We start from the raw sequence: 14,954 nt of genomic DNA, 5'->3' as shown, positions 1-14,954 counted from the left end.
CCGCCCGTTCCAGACCCACGCAAGGTTATCGGCAATGAACCCAGCCCCCCGCACCCTGTACGACAAACTGTGGGACGCGCATGTCGTCGTCCCCGAAAGCGGCACCGCCCCGGCGGTGCTGTACATCGACCTGCACCTGATCCACGAGGTGACCTCGCCGCAGGCGTTCACCGAACTGAAGGCGCGCGGGCTGGCGCCGCGCCGTCCCGACCGCACCAAGGCGACGATGGACCATTCCACGCCGACCCTGCCGCGCGGCGCCGACGGCAAGCTGCCCTACTACACCGAGGCCTCCGAAGCGCAGGTGGACATGCTCGCGCGCAACTGCGCCGACTACGGCATCGAGCTGTTCGACATGGCCTCGGACAACCGCGGCATCGTGCACGTGATCGCGCCCGAGCAGGGCTTCACCCAGCCCGGCATGACCATCGTCTGCGGCGACAGCCACACCTCCACGCATGGTGCTTTCGGGGCATTGGCGTTCGGCATCGGCACCAGCGAGGTCGGCTACGTGCTGGCCACGCAATGCCTGCTGCAGCGCAAGGCCAAGACCATGTCGATCACCGTCGACGGGCCGCTGGCGCCGGGCGTCGGCGCCAAGGACGTGATCCTGCACATCATCGGCGTAATCGGGGTCAACGGCGGCACCGGCCACGTGCTCGAGTACCGCGGCTCCACCATCGAGGCGATGGACATGGAGCAGCGCATGACCCTGTGCAACATGTCGATCGAGGCCGGCGCGCGCGCCGGCATGGTCGCGCCGGACCAGATCACCTTCGACTGGATGGCGAACACGCCGCGCGGGCCCAAGGGTGCTGAGTTCGACGCCGCGGTGCAGCGCTGGTCGCAGCTGCGCAGCGATCCGGGCGCGCGCTTCGACGTGGACGTGCGCATCGACGCGCGCGACATCCGCCCGACCTTGACCTGGGGCACCCACCCGGGCACCGCGATCGCGGTGGACGTGCCGATTCCGGCGGCGCAGGACGCGGCTGCGCAGAAGGGCCTGGACTACATGCATTTCGAATCGGGCCATGCGCTGATCGGCACCCCGGTGGACGTGGTGTTCGTCGGCTCGTGCACCAACGGCCGGCTCAGCGACATGCGCGAAGTGGCGCAGGTGCTGCGCGGCCGCCGCGTCGCGCCGAACGTGCGCATGCTGGTGGTGCCGGGCTCGGAGATCGTCAAGCGCCAGGCCGAGGCCGAGGGCATCCACGAGGTGGTGCGCGCCGCCGGCGCCGAGTGGCGCGAATCCGGCTGCTCGATGTGCATCGCGATGAACGGCGACCTGGTCGCGCCGGGGCAACTGGCGGTGAGCACCAGCAACCGCAATTTCGAAGGCCGCCAGGGTCCCGGCTCGCGCACCTTGCTGGCCTCGCCGATGACCGCGGCCTGGGCCGCGGTGAACGGCAAGGTCAGCGACCCGCGCACGCTGTTCGCGGAGGTCGCGTGATGGTCCCGCACATCGCCGCGCTCGCGGCCACGCTGACCTTCGTCGCCGCCACCACCCGCGCCTTCGCCCATCGCGGCAAGCCGCTGCTGCCGCCGCACGTCCCCACTCCGGCGCTGCCGCCGGCGACGCTGCCCGACGCGGCCGTCGCCGCCACCGCCACCGCCACCGCCACCGCCACCGCCACCGTGTCACAGGAGACCTGCTGATGGCCGGATTCGCCGCCCTCACCTCGGCCAGCGTGGTGCTGCGCCAGACCAACATCGATACAGACCAGATCATCCCGGCGCGGTTCCTGTCCACCACCGAGCGCGCCGGCCTCGGCCGCAACGCGTTCAACGACTGGCGCTGGCAGGCCGACGGCACACCGAACCCGGAGTTCGCGTTCAACCAGCCGCAGAACGCCGGCCGCCAGATCCTGCTGGCCGGGCGCAACTTCGGCTGCGGCTCCTCGCGCGAGCACGCGCCGTGGGCGCTGACCGACCTGGGCCTGCGCGCCATCGTCAGCAGCGAGATCGCCGACATCTTCCGCAACAACAGCCTCAAGAACGGGCTGCTGCCGATCGTGCTGGACGAGGCCGACGTGCAGACCCTGATGCAGCGCCCGGACGACGCGCTGACCGTGGACGTGGCCGCGCGCGAACTGCGCACGCCCGACGGCCGCGTCTATCCGTTCCCGCTCGACGAGTTCTCGCAGACCTGCCTGCTCGAAGGCGTCGACGAACTCGGCTACCTGCTGCTGCGCCAACCCGCCATCGAACAGTACGAGGCCGCCCATGCACGCTGACATCGTCGTCCTGCCCGGCGACGGCATCGGCCCCGAAGTCGCCGCCGCCGCGGTCTCGGTGCTGCGCACCATCGCCCGCCGCTACCAGCACACGTTCGAGTTCCACGAGCACGACATCGGCGGCATCGCCATCGACCGCCACGGCGAGCCGCTGCCGGCGGCGACGCTGGCCGCCTGCCAGCAGGCCGACGCGGTGCTGCTGGGCGCGGTCGGCGGGCCGAAGTGGTCCGATCCCAACGCCAAGATCCGCCCCGAGCAGGGCCTGCTGGCGATCCGCCGCGGCCTGGGCCTGTTCGCCAACCTGCGCCCGGTCAAGCCGCATCCGGCGGCGCTGGACGCCTCGCCGATCAAGCCGCACCTGCTCACCGGCGTGGACATCGTGGTGGTGCGCGAGCTGACCGGCGGCATCTATTTCGGCGACAAGACCCGCACCGCCACCGACGCCAGCGACCTGTGCCGCTACAGCGTCGAGGAGATCGAACGGGTGCTGCGCAGCGCGTTCCGCCTGGCCCAGCAGCGCCGCAACCACGTCACCTCGGTGGACAAGGCCAACGTGCTGGAGACCTCGCGGCTGTGGCGCGACGTGGCCACGCGCATCGGCCGCGACGAATTCCCGGACGTGCGCCTGGAGCACCAGCTGGTCGATTCGATGGCCATGCACCTGCTGGCCAAGCCGCGCGAGTACGACGTGATCGTCACCGAGAACATGTTCGGCGACATCCTCACCGACGAGGCGTCGATGCTCGCCGGTTCGCTGGGCCTGCTGCCGTCGGCGTCGCTGGGCGAAGGCCGCATCGGCCTGTACGAGCCGATCCACGGCTCGGCGCCGGACATCGCCGGCAAGGGCATCGCCAATCCCTACGCCACCATCCTCAGCGCCGCGCTGCTGCTGCGCCATTCGCTGGGCCTGGATGCCGAAGCCGAGGCGATCGAGCAGGCCGTGGACGCCGCGCTCAACGCGCACGCCTTCACCGCCGACCTAGCCGCCCCCGGCCATGGCATTTCCACCAACGCGGCCGCACGCGCGGTGGTGGAGCAGCTGCAGGCGCATGGGTCGGTGGAGGCCGAGATTCGCGAGTAGGTAGTGGGATTGGTCACTGCGTTCGGTCGCTGCGCGGATAGGCAGCGGCCGAAGGCTCGCGCGTCGGGCGGCGCGGATCGCTCCTGTAGGAGGGGCTTCAGCCCCGACAGGATTCCGCGCCGCAGGCTCGCCGTGCTGTGTGTCGCGGCTGAAGCCGCTCCTCCAAGGGTGCACCTGCGCTTTGGCGCCTAGCCGATCACCCGATCGCGGCCTTCGTGCTTGGCCTGGTACAGGCGCTGGTCGGCCAGCACCAGCAATTCGCGCCGGCTCTGCAGCGCCGGGCTGACGCAGGCGAAACCGACGCTGGCCGTGCACTGCACGGTGCGCCCATCGACGTCGTGGACCACGATCGCGGCGACGCGGCGACGCAGGTCGTCCAGCCGCGCTCGCGCCTGCTCGCGGTCCAGACCCGGCAGCACCAGCAGGAACTCCTCGCCGCCGTGGCGCGCGGCGAAGGCCTGTTCGCCGAGCGTGGCGCGCAGCACCTCGCCGACCCGGCGCAGCACTTCGTCGCCGATCTCGTGGCCGTGGCGATCGTTGATCCGCTTGAAGTTGTCGATGTCCAGCAGCGCCACGCACAGCGGCGTTTGCGTGGCCCGCGCATGCTCCAGCGCCGCGGTCAGGTGCGGATCGGCGGTGCGCCGGTTCGGCAGGCCGGTCAGCGCGTCGTGGCCGGCCTGGTAGGCGAGCTTGCGCACCAGCTCCTCGCGTTCGAAATCGGCCAGCTTCAGCGCCAGGTTCTTCGCGCGCAGTTCGTGGGTGCGCTCGGCGATGATGCGGTTGAGCCGGCGCTGGCGGCGCAGGTAACGATTGCTGCGGCCGCGGTACCACCACAACAGAAGGCCGCTGAACGCGATCGCCGCGATCACCACGAACGGACCGCGCTGCCAGAACGGCGGCACCACGTCCAACTGCAGCGAGGCGCGCCCGACCAGATCGCTGCGCGACCAGTCCATCGCATTGGTGGTCGCCTGCACTTCCAGCCGGTACTCGCCAGGCGGCAGGTTGGTATACACCGCCTCCTCGCTGCTGCCTGCATCGATCCACTGCCGGTCGAAGCCATGCAGGCGATAGCGGTAGCGCATCTTGTTCGGCGAGCGGAAACTCAGTCCGGCGTAGTCGACGCTGAGCCGGCCGACGCTGCCGGGCAAGCGGTAGTCGGCGCGCAGCGGCTGCTCGCGGCCATCGACCTGCAGCCGCTCGATCACCACCGCCGGTGCGCGCAGCGAATGCCGGCTGGGCAGCGCCGGGTCGATCAGCGCCAGGCCGGCGGAGGTCGGGATCAGCAAGGTGCCGTCGCGGCTCAGCCAGCCGGCCGGCGCGCTGCTGCCGTTGCCCTGGCTGCCGGGCATGCCGTCGCTGCGATCCACCACGTCCACCGCCAACTGCGTGCGGCGGCCGGCATCCAGTTGCGCGATGCTGTCGCGGGCGATGCGGAACACGCCCTGGTTGCTGGTCACCCACAGATGTCCCTTGCCATCGTCGATGACCCGGAACAGCTTGTCGCGCGGCAGCCCGACGCGATGGTCGTAGATGCGGAAGCGGCCGTCGCGCAGCCGCAGCAGGCCGCGGTCGCTGGCGATCCACAGCGCGCCGTCGGCGTCCTCCAGGAAATCGAACGCGTTGTGCGCGGGGAACGCTGCGCCGGCCGGCCAGCGGCGCAGCGTGCCCTCGGCCGACAGCGCCGCGATGCCGTCGCTGGTGCCGATCCACAGCACGCCGGTGCGATCGCGGTACAGCGCCTGCACCTGCAGCGCCGGCAGGCCGTCGGCCAGGGTGTACAGGCGGGTGCGGCCACGGTTGCGATAGGCCAGGCCGGCATTGCTGCCGACCCACAGCCCGCCGTCCGCATCCTGCAACAACGCCCGCACCATGGCCTGCGGGATCCCGGCCTCGGTGCCGAGCCGTTGCCGGACCGCACCGTCGGGCGCCAGCAACAGGACTCCCTGGTTGTAGGTACCGACCCACATGCCGCCATCGTTGGCCGCGGCCAGCGCCAGCACCGACGGATCGCGGCCGGCGGCGGCGATGCGCAACGTGGCGATGCGGCCGTGCTGCCAGCGATCAAGGCCCGCGGCATGGCCGATCCAGACCGCGCCATCGGCGCTCTGCTGCACCACGCGTACGTAATCGCCGCCGAGGCCGTCGTGCCGGGTCAGGCCGCCGGCATCGCCCACCGCGACGCGGAACAAGCCGTCGGTGCTGCCGGCCCAGATCAGGCCTTCGCGGTCTTCGATCAGCGCCGGGCTGACCACGCCGGAGATCGACAGCATCTCCTCGCTGACCCCGCTCGACGAGCGCCGCAGCAACTGGCCGCTGGACAGGCTCATCCACAACTGGCCCTGGCGATCCTGCAACGCGGCATCAACGCGCTGGCCCTGGCGCAACCACTGCAGCGCGCCGTCGGCGTGCAGCCAGAACACGCCGGCGTCGCCGGCGACCAGCAACCCGCCGTCGCGATCGCGGCTCAGCCGCCGTACCGGCGCGGTGCGCATCGCCTCCGTGCGGCCCCAACGCCGCGCGCGGCCCGTGGCCGGGTCGAGGCGGAACAATCCGTGGGCCGTGCCGACCAGCACGCTGCCGTCGGCCTGCTGCAGCAGCGCCGCCACCCGGGTCTTCGGCAGCCCGGCGGCCGCGCCGGCCGCGCTCAGGCGGCCATCGGCCTCGATCCGGAACAAGCCGTCCTCGCTGCCGACCCACAACGCACCGTCGCGGGCGCGCAGCATCGACGCCACCTGCAGCCGCTGCGCAGGCGCATCGCCCAGATGCTCCCAGGTGCCGCCCGCGTAGCGAAATACGCCGTCGTAGGCGGTGCCGACCAGCACCCCGCCGTCGCGTTCGGGCACGATCGCGAACACGCCGGACATCTCCATGCCCGGGGTGTTCTGCCGGTCGAACACGGTGAAGGCGCGGCCATCGAAGCGCGCCACGCCTTCCCAGGTGCCGATCCAGAGCAGGCCGTCGCGGTCCTGCGCCAGCGCATGCACTAGGTTGTGCGGCAGGCCTTCGTCCATCGTCCAGCGCACCACCGTCGGCCGGTCGGTGATGCTGCGCGCGGTCACCGGCAGCGTTGCCTGGGCCACAGCGGACCCTGCCGCGCAGCAGGCGCACAGCAGCATCAGGAACAAACCGATGCGCCCGCGCAGGCGTCGGCGCAGCGCAGACGCGCTGCCGATGGTTGTGTGACGCCGGTCCCCCTGCTCCATTGCTTCCCGAATCATGCCCTCGGCAGCACGCGGTCTCCAAACCGCACGAGAAGCCAATTTATCACTACATGTTCGCCGCCGATGTCAGGACGTTCCTCACATTGCCGAACGGCGGCAGTCCATGACGCCGCTCAGGCCCAATGCCAGGCGCACCGATCCGTTCGATCGGCGGACCAGGGCGGGCACGGCTGACATCCTGAATAGTGAACTTAAGGGTGTAGTATAAATATCGAACCGACTGGTCTAGTATTGCCGTCATGGTCAGCAAACCCGTTCTCTCCCCCAAAGCCTCTTCCCGCGCCGCCGGACCGGGCCGTCCGAAGGACATGGGCAAGCGTGCGGCGATCCTGGACGCGGCCAAGCACATGTTCACCGAGCTGGGCTTCGGCGGGGTCAGCATGGACGGCATCGCCGCCCGCGCCGGGGTATCCAAGCTCACCGTCTACAGCCATTACGGCGACAAGGAGACCCTGTTCGCCGAGGCGGTGCGCGCGCAGTGCCAGGCGCTGCTGCCCGACGACCTGTTCGGGCATGCGCTGAAAGGCCCGCTGCGCGCCCAGTTGGTGGAGATCGGCCTGGCCTTCTTCGCGATGATCAGCAGCGAGGCGGCGATGGCCACCCACCGCATGATGCTCGCCCCCGGCACCGGCGACGAGCACGTGCGCGAGATGTTCTGGAATGCCGGTCCCAAACGCACCCAGCAGGATCTGGCGCAGTTGCTGCAGGCGCACGTGGCGGCCGGCGAGCTGGAGATTGCCGACCTGGGCCTGGCCGCCTCCCAGTTCTTCTGCCTGATCAAGGGCGAACTGCACTCGCTGATGATGTGCGGCCTGTGCCGCGACCCCAGCCGGGCGCGGATCCAGGCCCATGTCGAGGCCAGCGTGGATTTCTTCCTGCGCGCCTATGCGGCGCGCTGAGTCCGCGCCGGCCGGCCGGCCCGATGACTTCCGGCACTGCGCGCGGCGGCATCGCTGCGGCGATGCTGCAACATACGCACGGCCCCCGCGCCGGCTAAAATGCGCGACCCACCGCGTTGGATGCCCCAGATGACGATCGACTATTCCCAAGCCCGCGAAACGATGGTTGAACAGCAGGTGCGTCCCTGGGACGTGCTCGACCTGCGCGTGCTCGAGGTGCTGGCGCGGCTGCCGCGCGAGACCTTCGTGCCGCAAAGCCACCGCGCGGTGGCCTATGCCGATCTGGAAATCCCGCTTGGGCACGGCCAGTACATGATGAAGCCGGTGATCGAAGGGCGCATGCTGCAGGCGCTGGACCTGCAACCGGGCGAGGACGTGCTGGAGATCGGCACCGGCAGCGGCTTCATCAGCGCCTGCCTGGGCGAGCTCGGCCGCGAGGTGGTCAGCCTGGAGATCGAGCCGGCCCTGGCCGCCGCCGCGCGCGCCAACCTGGATGCCGCCGGGCTGGGCAGCAACGTGCGCATCGAGACCGCCGACGCGTTCGGCTGGCACAGCGAGCGCCGCTTCGACGTGGTCTGCGTCACCGCCGCGGTCACCGAGATCCCGGCGCAGTTCCTGGCCTGGCTGCGGCCCGGCGGCCGCCTGTTCGCGGTCCGCGGCCGCGCCCCGGTGATGGACGCGGTGCTGGTCCACGCCGACGCCGGCGCGCCGCGCGTGGAATCGCTGTTCGAAACCGACCTGGCGTACTACCTGCGTGGCGCCGCGCCAGTCCCCCAGTTCACATTCTGATCCATCAAGGAAGCCGCAATGATCCGCCGATCCCTCGTTCTGGCGCTGGCCGCCGCGCTGTTTCCGCTGGCCGCCAACGCCACGGACCTGCTGCAAGTCTACGAAATGGCCCGCAATAGCGACCCGCAGCTGGCCAGCGCGGAATCGAACCGGCTGTACGAAAAGGAAGGCGCGGTGCAAGCGCGCGCGGCGCTGCTGCCGCAGATCAACGGCACCGCCTCGCTGCAGCGCAGCCATAGCGAAACCCAGCGCGGCAGCGGCGAACTGGACAACACCGGCAAGAGCCGCAGCTACGCGATCCAGGGCCAGCAGACGCTGGTCAACTTCGCCCAGTTCTCGACCCTGCGCGCGCAGAAGGCGCGCAGCCTGGCCGCCGACTACACGCTGGCATCGGCCAACGACGACCTGATCGTGCGCACCTCGGCCGCCTACTTCAACGTGCTGGTCGCGATCGAGTCGCTGGTCGCCGCGGAAACCAACGAAGCCGCTGCCAAGAAGCAGTTCGACTACGCCGACAAGCGCCTGGAAGTGGGCCTGGCGCCGATCACCGACGTGCACGAAGCGCGCGCCGAGTACGACCAGGCGCGCGCCGACACGATCACCGCGCGCAATTCGTTGCAGGACCTGTACCAGGCACTGACCGAGATCACCGGGCAGCCGGTGCACGACCTGCGCAGCCTGCCGGAGGACTTCCGTCCGCAGCTGCCGGCCGAGAGCGGCAACATCGACAGCCTGATCGCTTCGGCGCTGGACAAGAACCCGTCGCTGCGCGCCTACCAGTACCAGGTGCAGCAAGCCGAAGACAACGTCTCCACCGCCCGCGCCGGCCATCTGCCGACGCTGAACCTGTCGGCCAGCGCCGGCCGCGATGCCAGTTGGGGCGACAACCTCTCAGGCAGCAATTCGCCGCGCGCGGACAGCAACGTCATCGGCCTGACCTTGAACATCCCGATCTTCGCCGGCGGCGCGACCCAGTCGGCGGTGCGCCAGGCGCTGTCGCAGCGCGACATCGCCCAGGACACGTTCGAGCAGCAGAAGCGCGCGCTCGACCGCAATACCCGCAACGCCTACCAGACCGTCGTCGCCGGCATCAGCGAAATCGAGGCGCGGCGCCTGGCGGTGGTCTCGGCGCAGGCCGCGTACGACGCCTCGCAGGTCGGCCTGGAAGTGGGCACGCGCACCGTGCTGGACGTGGTGCAAAACCAGCGCACCCTGTACCAGGCACAGCTGAACTACGCGCAGTCGCGCTACAACTTCCTGCAGAACCGCCTGCTGCTGAGCCAGGCGCTGGGCTCGCTGGACGTGGCCGAAGTGCAGTCGATTAACGCGCTGCTGACGCAGAGCGCCGAATCCAAGCTCAACTCCGCCAGCAGCACCCAGTAACGCTGCGCCGGCAACTGCGCTACCGCGAACGGCGGGCCTTCGGGTCCGCCGTTTTTGCTTGGTGCCGGCGTAAGGGTGGAAGGAACGCCTGATGGCGCCAGGGACTTCCGATCCAGATCAGGATGCCACTTGTAGGAGCGACTTCAGCCGCGACGGCGTTACCGATAGATCCTGTCGCGGCTCAAGCCGCTTCTACAACGCGCAGCCAACTGCAATGCCCGCGTCGAAACCGCGCTACTCGTTGGCCGGCGCGTCGTGCGCCACCGGCGGCAGATGCTCGGCGATAAGTTGCAGCGCGCGCTGCAGCGCGCCGCGGCCGTTTGCGACCAGCGCGCAGCCGGCTTCGGCGATGCGCGCGCGCGCGGCCGCGTCGCCGAGCAATTCGTGCAGCGCCGCACAGACCCCTGCGGCGTCTTCGCAGATCGCCACCGCGCCGGCCTCGCGCATGCGCCGCGAGATCTCGGCGAAGTTGTGCAGGTGCGGCCCGCTCACCGACGGCGTGCCGACCGCGGCCGGCTCCAGCAGGTTGTGCCCGCCGATCGGCTGCAGGCTGCCGCCGACGAAGGCGACCTGGGCGCAGGCATAGAACATCATCAGTTCGCCCAGCGTATCGATCACGAACACGCTGTCCTCGGCGCCGGGCCACTGCTGCTGGCGGCGCGTGGCCACGCGCCAGCCCTGGTCGCGCGCCAGCGCCTCGACCTTGGCGAAACGTTCGGGATGGCGCGGCGCCCACAGCAGCAGCAGGTCCGGCCAGTGCCGGCGCAGTTGCCGGTGCATCTCGATCACCGCCGCCTCCTCGCCCTCGTGGGTGCTGGCGGCGATCCACACCGGCCGGGTCGCCGCCACGCGTTCGCCGAACGCGGCGACGAACTGCGGCAACTGCGCGGGCACGGCGATATCGAACTTCAGGTTGCCCAGCGCGCGCACCTGCTGCGGATTGGCGCCGAGTTCGATGAAGCGTTCGGCATCGGCCTGCGACTGCGCGGCCACGCAGGTGACGGTGCGCAGCGCGCGCCCGATCAACGGCCGCAGCAGGCGGTAGCCGCGCAGCGAGCGTGCCGACAGCCGCGCATTTAGCACGTAGACCGGGATATCGCGGTCGCGGCAGCCGAACAGCATGTTCGGCCACAGCTCGGTTTCCAGGATCAGCGCCAGGCTCGGGCGGAAATGCTGCAGGAAACGGCCGACGCTGCCGGGCACGTCGTACGGCAGGTAGACGTGGTCCAGCGCATCGCCCCACAGCGCGCGCACCCGCTCCGAGCCGGTCGGGGTGATGGTGGTGATCACCCAGCGGATGTCCGGGCGCTGCGCGCGCAGCGCGTTGACCACCGGCGCAGCGACGTTGACCTCGCCCACCGACACCGCGTGCAGCCACACCCGCGGCCGCCCGCGCGCCTGCGGATACGAGGCGTAACGCTCGTCCCAGCGCTGGAAGTACTGGCGCACGCGGAACCCGCGCCAGACCAGGTGATAGACGGTGACCGGCAGCAGCATGTACAGCACGGTCGAGTACAGGCCGCGCAGCAGCCGTTCGATGAAATCGTTGCGCATCGCGAAAGCATAGCGGGTTGCGTCGTGCAGGCGGCAGACGATCGCGGCCGCCGCCGGCAAGCGCTGGCGCCGCGCTGCAGCACCGATGCCGCCGCTCCCGGCTAAACTTGGCGCATGTCCGATCCGACCCCCGCTCTTCCGTCCGCCGCCACCACGGCCACGCCGCCGCCGCGCTCGCCGCGGCACTGGCCGACCTGGCTGCTGCTCGGCATCGCCGTGGCCATCGCGCGGCTGCCCTGGCTGCTGCAACGCGCGCTCGGCCGCGGCGTCGGCTGGATCGCGTTGCGCCTGGCCAGCAGCCGCCGCCATGCCGCCGAGGTCAACCTGAAGCTGTGCTTCCCCGAACAGAGCGAGGCCTGGCGCACGCGCCTGCTGCACGACAGCTTCGATGCGCTGGGCGTGGGCGTATTCGAGTTCGCGCGCGCCTGGTGGGGCAGCATCGGCCCGATCCGCCGCCGCACCCGCATCGAGGGCCTGGAGCACCTGCGCGCACTGCAGGCGCAGGGGCGCGGCGTGCTGCTGGTATCGGGCCATTTCATGACCTTGGAGATGTGCGGCCGGCTGCTGTGCCAGTACGTGCCGCTGGCCGGCATGTACCGCCGCCACCGCAACCCGGTGTTCGAATGGGCGGTCAAGCGCGGCCGCCTGCGCTACGCCATCGCCATGTTCGCCAACGAGGACCTGCGCGGCAGCGTGCGCCACCTCAAGCGCGGCGGCTTCCTGTGGTACGCGCCGGACCAGGACATGCGCGGCAAGGACACGGTGTTCGTGCCGTTCTTCGGCATGCCCGCCTCCACCATCACCGCCACGCACCAATTGGCGCGGCTGACCGGCTGCGCGGTGGTGCCGTATTTCCACCGCCGCGAAGGCGCCGACTACGTGCTGCGCATCGCCCCGCCACTGGAAAATTTCCCGTCGCAGGACATGGTCGCCGACACCGCGCGGGTCAATGCCGCGATCGAGGCGATGGTGCGCGAAGCGCCTGCGCAATACCTGTGGATCCACCGCCGCTTCAAGCGCCAGCCTGGCGGCCGCAGTACGTTCTACGAGCGCGATTGAGCGCGACGTGGGTGCGGGCGCGGCCTCGCGCGCTCAACTCTGCGAGTCGCTTTCGCGCCGGACCCTCACCCCAACCCCTCTCCCGGTGAGAGAGGGGCTCGGCTGTTCCCTTCTCCCACCGGGACCATGGCCCCCTTTTCGGGGGAAGGTGCCCCGAAGGGGCGGATGAGGGTACGAGCGCAGCCTCGTGCACCCAAACCGCGCGAGACGCTTCGCGCCGGACCCTCACCCCAACCCATCTCCCCCAGGGGACTCCCTTCGGTCGCCGGTGGGAGAGGGGCTACACAGTTCCTGCAGCGCCCTCGGCGTCGCGCTCCTCGGCCAGCAGCGCGCCGACATACAGGCCGACCAGCATCAGCGCCAGCGAGCCCCAGAACGACGAATAGAACGCCAGGTGGGTGTTGAACGGGAATACCGTCACCAGCAACGCCAGCATCGCCGGCCGTGCCCGTTCGCGCGCCTGTGGCGAGGCGTAGCGCCAGGCGCGCCACGCCTGCGCGGCGCCGGCCAGCCACAGCAGCAAGCCGATCACGCCGGTCTCGCTGAGCACTTCGAGCACGATCTGGTGGGCATGGAAGGCCGGCTCGCGGCCCCAGGCGCCGCCATGCGCCGGATCCGGGTCGCAGGCCACATAGGCTTCGCGGAAGCCGCGCACGCCGACGCCGTTGAGCGGATGCTGGCGGATCATGCACCACGAGGCGTCCCAGATCTGGGTGCGTCCGGCCAGCGCCGCGTTCACGTCGGCCGCGCGCCCGCTCAGCGCCAGCGTGGTGCGGGCGAAGCGTTCGCGCACCTGCGGCGAGAGCGCGCCGAGCACGCCAGCGACCAGCACCGCGGCCACGCCCAGCGCCAGCATCCGGCGCAGGCCCAGCAGGCGCCAGCCCGACAGCAGCAGCACCAGGGCGTAGGTGATCCACGACGCACGCGACCCGGCCAGCACCAGCACCACCCCCACCGCTGCGGCGGCGAGCAGCCAGCCCCAGGCGCCGCCGCGGCGCCCGGCCGCGAACAGCAGGAACGGCGACAGGCTGGCCAGCACTTGGCCGAACTTGAGGTTGCACGGGCCGAACACGCCGCTGAGGCGGTCGGCCAGCGCGATTTCCTGCGGCGTGCACAGGCCGTGGTGGTTGATCGCCCACTTCAGCTGGTCCATCGACCAGAACAGCGGACTGGTGCCGCACAGCGCCTGCGCCAGCGCATCCACGGTCCAGATCGCGGCGATGACCGCCAGCCCGTTGAAGGTGGTGCGGCGGCCGCGCGGCGTCGCCACCGCCATCGCCACCAGCCACAGGAACGGCAGGAAGCGCAGGTCCACCGCCGATTCGCGCAGCGCCAGCGGCACGTCCACCGCATCCAGCGCCGACAGCGGCTGCGGCAACCAGTAGCTCAGGAACAGCAGCGTGGTCAGCGCCCACGCCGGGCCGCTGAGCAGGCTGGCGCCGCCGCGGAAGCGGCTGTGCAGCAGCCGCGCCAGGGTCGCCAGCGCGCCCAGCGCGAGCACGCCGGCGGCCAGGCCGGGCGCCGGCCACAGCGCCACGAACGCCAGCACCCAGACCGGGGCCCAGCGTTCGCTGCGCGCCGGCGTCAGCGGCGCGAGCAGAGAGGAATCAGCGCCGGAGTTCGTCATACACCGCCAGGGTCGCGTGCTGCATCGCCTGCAGCGTGTAGGGGATCTGCGCCGGCGGTGCCGGCGGTTGCGCCAGCAGGCGCGCCGCCGCCGCGTGCAGGGCCACCGGATCGAACGCGGGAACCGCACCGGACGGCTGCAGCTGCGCCAGCAGTTCGCCGGCGCCGCCGTGCGCCCAGCCCAGCACCGGCCGCCCCACCGCCAGCGCCTCGACCACGGTGCGGCCGAACGCTTCCGGCTTGCGCGACAGCTGCAGCACCAGATCGCTGGCGGCATAGGCCTCGGCGATGCGCGCAGTGGGCGCGGTGAACGCGATCGCGTCGGCGATGCTCAGCGCGGCGGCCTCGGCCTCCAGCTCTTGCAGGTAGGCCTCGCGCCCGGCCTCGCGCGCGCCGGGCAGCCACAGCCGTGCGTCGCTGCCGTCGGCGCGCAGCGCGGCGAGCAGGTGCAGTGCATCGGCGTGGCCCTTCAGGCGGGTGCCGCGGCCCGGCAACAGCAGCAGCGGGCCGCTGCCGGCGGTTGCCGGCGCCTCGCTCGCGGCCCAGGCGCGCGCGGCCGCATCGGGCTGCGCACGGCGCGGGAACTGCGCCGGGTCGATGCCGCGCGGGATCACCCGCAGCCGCGCCGGGTCGGTCTGCGGGTAGTGGCGCAGCACGTAGTCGCGGACCGTGGCCGACACGCAGATCGCGCGCTCGCCGCGGGCCATGATCGCGCTGTAGCGGCTGGGCGAATTGAGCCCGTGCACGGTGGTGACGAAGCGCGGCCGCTGCGCCGCCGGCAACCCGCGCAGCGCGTGCCAGCCGAGCCAGGCCGGCAGCCGCGAGCGCGCATGCACGATGTCCACCCGCTCGCGCACGAACAGGCGCCGCAGCGTCGGCACATGGCGCAGGCTCAGCAGCGACTTGCGGCCGATGTCCAGCGCGATGTGCTCGGCGCCGGTCGCGGCCAGCGCCGGCAACAGGCGACCGCCGGCCGACACCACCAGCGCGCGATGCCCGGCAGCGACCAGCGCCGCGGCGATTTCCAGGGTGGAGCGTTCCACGCCGCCGGACTCCAGCGCCGGCAGCAGCTGCACCACGGTCAGGCGGTGCATCGACCCGGCGG

At 71.1% G+C, this 14,954-nt stretch carries 12 protein-coding genes; 8 read left to right on the top strand and 4 right to left on the bottom strand.

What is annotated here, in order from left to right; all coding sequences use genetic code 11:
* Window positions 1-34 precede the first annotated feature (34 nt).
* Genes leuC through leuB form a run of 4 tightly spaced genes read left to right on the top strand, consistent with a single transcriptional unit; the run spans window position 35 to window position 3,315 of the window.
* Window positions 35-1,450 carry a 3-isopropylmalate dehydratase large subunit gene (gene leuC, locus HEP73_RS04580; RefSeq protein WP_185822293.1) on the top strand — a complete coding sequence of 472 codons (1,416 nt, stop codon included), beginning with the start codon at window positions 35-37 and terminating at the stop codon, window positions 1,448-1,450.
* Complete coding sequence (locus HEP73_RS04575; RefSeq protein WP_185823296.1) at window positions 1,450-1,656, top strand: hypothetical protein; 207 nt, start codon at window positions 1,450-1,452, stop codon at window positions 1,654-1,656. Before leuC ends, HEP73_RS04575 begins: the two co-directional genes overlap by 1 nt.
* Window positions 1,656-2,234 (top strand): 3-isopropylmalate dehydratase small subunit, encoded by a 579-nt coding sequence (gene leuD, locus HEP73_RS04570; protein ID WP_185822292.1) that lies wholly within the window; start codon window positions 1,656-1,658, stop codon window positions 2,232-2,234. The genes HEP73_RS04575 and leuD overlap by 1 nt, the downstream gene beginning before the upstream one ends.
* Window positions 2,224-3,315 carry a 3-isopropylmalate dehydrogenase gene (gene leuB, locus HEP73_RS04565; protein ID WP_185822291.1) on the top strand — a complete coding sequence of 364 codons (1,092 nt, stop codon included), beginning with the start codon at window positions 2,224-2,226 and terminating at the stop codon, window positions 3,313-3,315. The genes leuD and leuB overlap by 11 nt, the downstream gene beginning before the upstream one ends.
* Window positions 3,316-3,503: 188 nt before the next feature.
* Here the strand turns inward: leuB and HEP73_RS04560 are convergent, their stop codons facing one another.
* Complete coding sequence (locus tag HEP73_RS04560) at window positions 3,504-6,398, bottom strand: two-component regulator propeller domain-containing protein (protein WP_458309649.1); 2,895 nt, start codon at window positions 6,396-6,398, stop codon at window positions 3,504-3,506.
* 380 nt (window positions 6,399-6,778) lie between these two features.
* Between HEP73_RS04560 and HEP73_RS04555 the strand changes: the two genes are divergently transcribed.
* The 3 genes from HEP73_RS04555 to HEP73_RS04545 all read left to right on the top strand — a co-directional run bounded on the left by HEP73_RS04555 (window position 6,779) and on the right by HEP73_RS04545 (window position 9,610).
* Complete coding sequence (locus HEP73_RS04555) at window positions 6,779-7,438, top strand: TetR/AcrR family transcriptional regulator (RefSeq protein ID WP_185815318.1); 660 nt, start codon at window positions 6,779-6,781, stop codon at window positions 7,436-7,438.
* A gap of 129 nt (window positions 7,439-7,567) precedes the next feature.
* Window positions 7,568-8,227, top strand: a complete 660-nt coding sequence (locus HEP73_RS04550) for a protein-L-isoaspartate O-methyltransferase family protein (protein ID WP_185822289.1) — start codon at window positions 7,568-7,570, stop codon at window positions 8,225-8,227.
* 18 nt (window positions 8,228-8,245) lie between these two features.
* Window positions 8,246-9,610: a TolC family outer membrane protein gene (locus HEP73_RS04545; protein WP_185822288.1), complete on the top strand. Its 1,365-nt coding sequence runs from the start codon at window positions 8,246-8,248 to the stop codon at window positions 9,608-9,610.
* 234 nt (window positions 9,611-9,844) lie between these two features.
* Here HEP73_RS04545 and waaA read toward each other — a convergent pair whose 3' ends face one another.
* Window positions 9,845-11,164 (bottom strand): lipid IV(A) 3-deoxy-D-manno-octulosonic acid transferase, encoded by a 1,320-nt coding sequence (gene waaA / locus HEP73_RS04540; RefSeq protein WP_185822287.1) that lies wholly within the window; start codon window positions 11,162-11,164, stop codon window positions 9,845-9,847.
* Between the two features lie 114 nt (window positions 11,165-11,278).
* Between waaA and HEP73_RS04535 the strand changes: the two genes are divergently transcribed.
* A complete protein-coding gene (locus tag HEP73_RS04535) occupies window positions 11,279-12,223 on the top strand; it encodes an LpxL/LpxP family Kdo(2)-lipid IV(A) lauroyl/palmitoleoyl acyltransferase (protein ID WP_185822286.1) in 945 nt (314 codons plus the stop codon).
* A gap of 280 nt (window positions 12,224-12,503) precedes the next feature.
* Here HEP73_RS04535 and HEP73_RS04530 read toward each other — a convergent pair whose 3' ends face one another.
* Together HEP73_RS04530 and HEP73_RS04525 are read right to left on the bottom strand one after the other, a co-directional pair.
* Window positions 12,504-13,850 (bottom strand): O-antigen ligase family protein, encoded by a 1,347-nt coding sequence (locus HEP73_RS04530; protein WP_185822285.1) that lies wholly within the window; start codon window positions 13,848-13,850, stop codon window positions 12,504-12,506.
* Window positions 13,831-14,943 (bottom strand): glycosyltransferase, encoded by a 1,113-nt coding sequence (locus HEP73_RS04525; RefSeq protein WP_185822284.1) that lies wholly within the window; start codon window positions 14,941-14,943, stop codon window positions 13,831-13,833. The genes HEP73_RS04530 and HEP73_RS04525 overlap by 20 nt, the downstream gene beginning before the upstream one ends.
* Window positions 14,944-14,954: the final 11 nt, after the last annotated feature.

It is taken from the genome of Xanthomonas sp. GW, from assembly GCF_014236815.1.
Classification (GTDB): Bacteria; Pseudomonadota; Gammaproteobacteria; order Xanthomonadales; family Xanthomonadaceae; genus Xanthomonas_A.
Note: the sequence above shows the minus strand (reverse complement) of the source record. Positions and strands in the feature narration are given on the sequence as shown.

Bases quoted from the DNA above. Each gene is read 5' to 3' on its own strand.
- leuC (WP_185822293.1), top strand. From the start codon at position 35: ATGAACCCAGCCCCCCGCACCCTGTACGACAAACTGTGGGACGCGCAT.
- HEP73_RS04575 (WP_185823296.1), top strand. From the start codon at position 1,450: ATGGTCCCGCACATCGCCGCGCTCGCGGCCACGCTGACCTTCGTCGCC.
- leuD (WP_185822292.1), top strand. From the start codon at position 1,656: ATGGCCGGATTCGCCGCCCTCACCTCGGCCAGCGTGGTGCTGCGCCAG.
- leuB (WP_185822291.1), top strand. From the start codon at position 2,224: ATGCACGCTGACATCGTCGTCCTGCCCGGCGACGGCATCGGCCCCGAA.
- HEP73_RS04555 (WP_185815318.1), top strand. From the start codon at position 6,779: ATGGTCAGCAAACCCGTTCTCTCCCCCAAAGCCTCTTCCCGCGCCGCC.
- HEP73_RS04550 (WP_185822289.1), top strand. From the start codon at position 7,568: ATGACGATCGACTATTCCCAAGCCCGCGAAACGATGGTTGAACAGCAG.
- HEP73_RS04545 (WP_185822288.1), top strand. From the start codon at position 8,246: ATGATCCGCCGATCCCTCGTTCTGGCGCTGGCCGCCGCGCTGTTTCCG.
- waaA (WP_185822287.1), bottom strand. From the start codon at position 11,164: ATGCGCAACGATTTCATCGAACGGCTGCTGCGCGGCCTGTACTCGACC.
- HEP73_RS04535 (WP_185822286.1), top strand. From the start codon at position 11,279: ATGTCCGATCCGACCCCCGCTCTTCCGTCCGCCGCCACCACGGCCACG.
- HEP73_RS04530 (WP_185822285.1), bottom strand. From the start codon at position 13,850: ATGACGAACTCCGGCGCTGATTCCTCTCTGCTCGCGCCGCTGACGCCG.
- HEP73_RS04525 (WP_185822284.1), bottom strand. From the start codon at position 14,943: ATGCACCGCCTGACCGTGGTGCAGCTGCTGCCGGCGCTGGAGTCCGGC.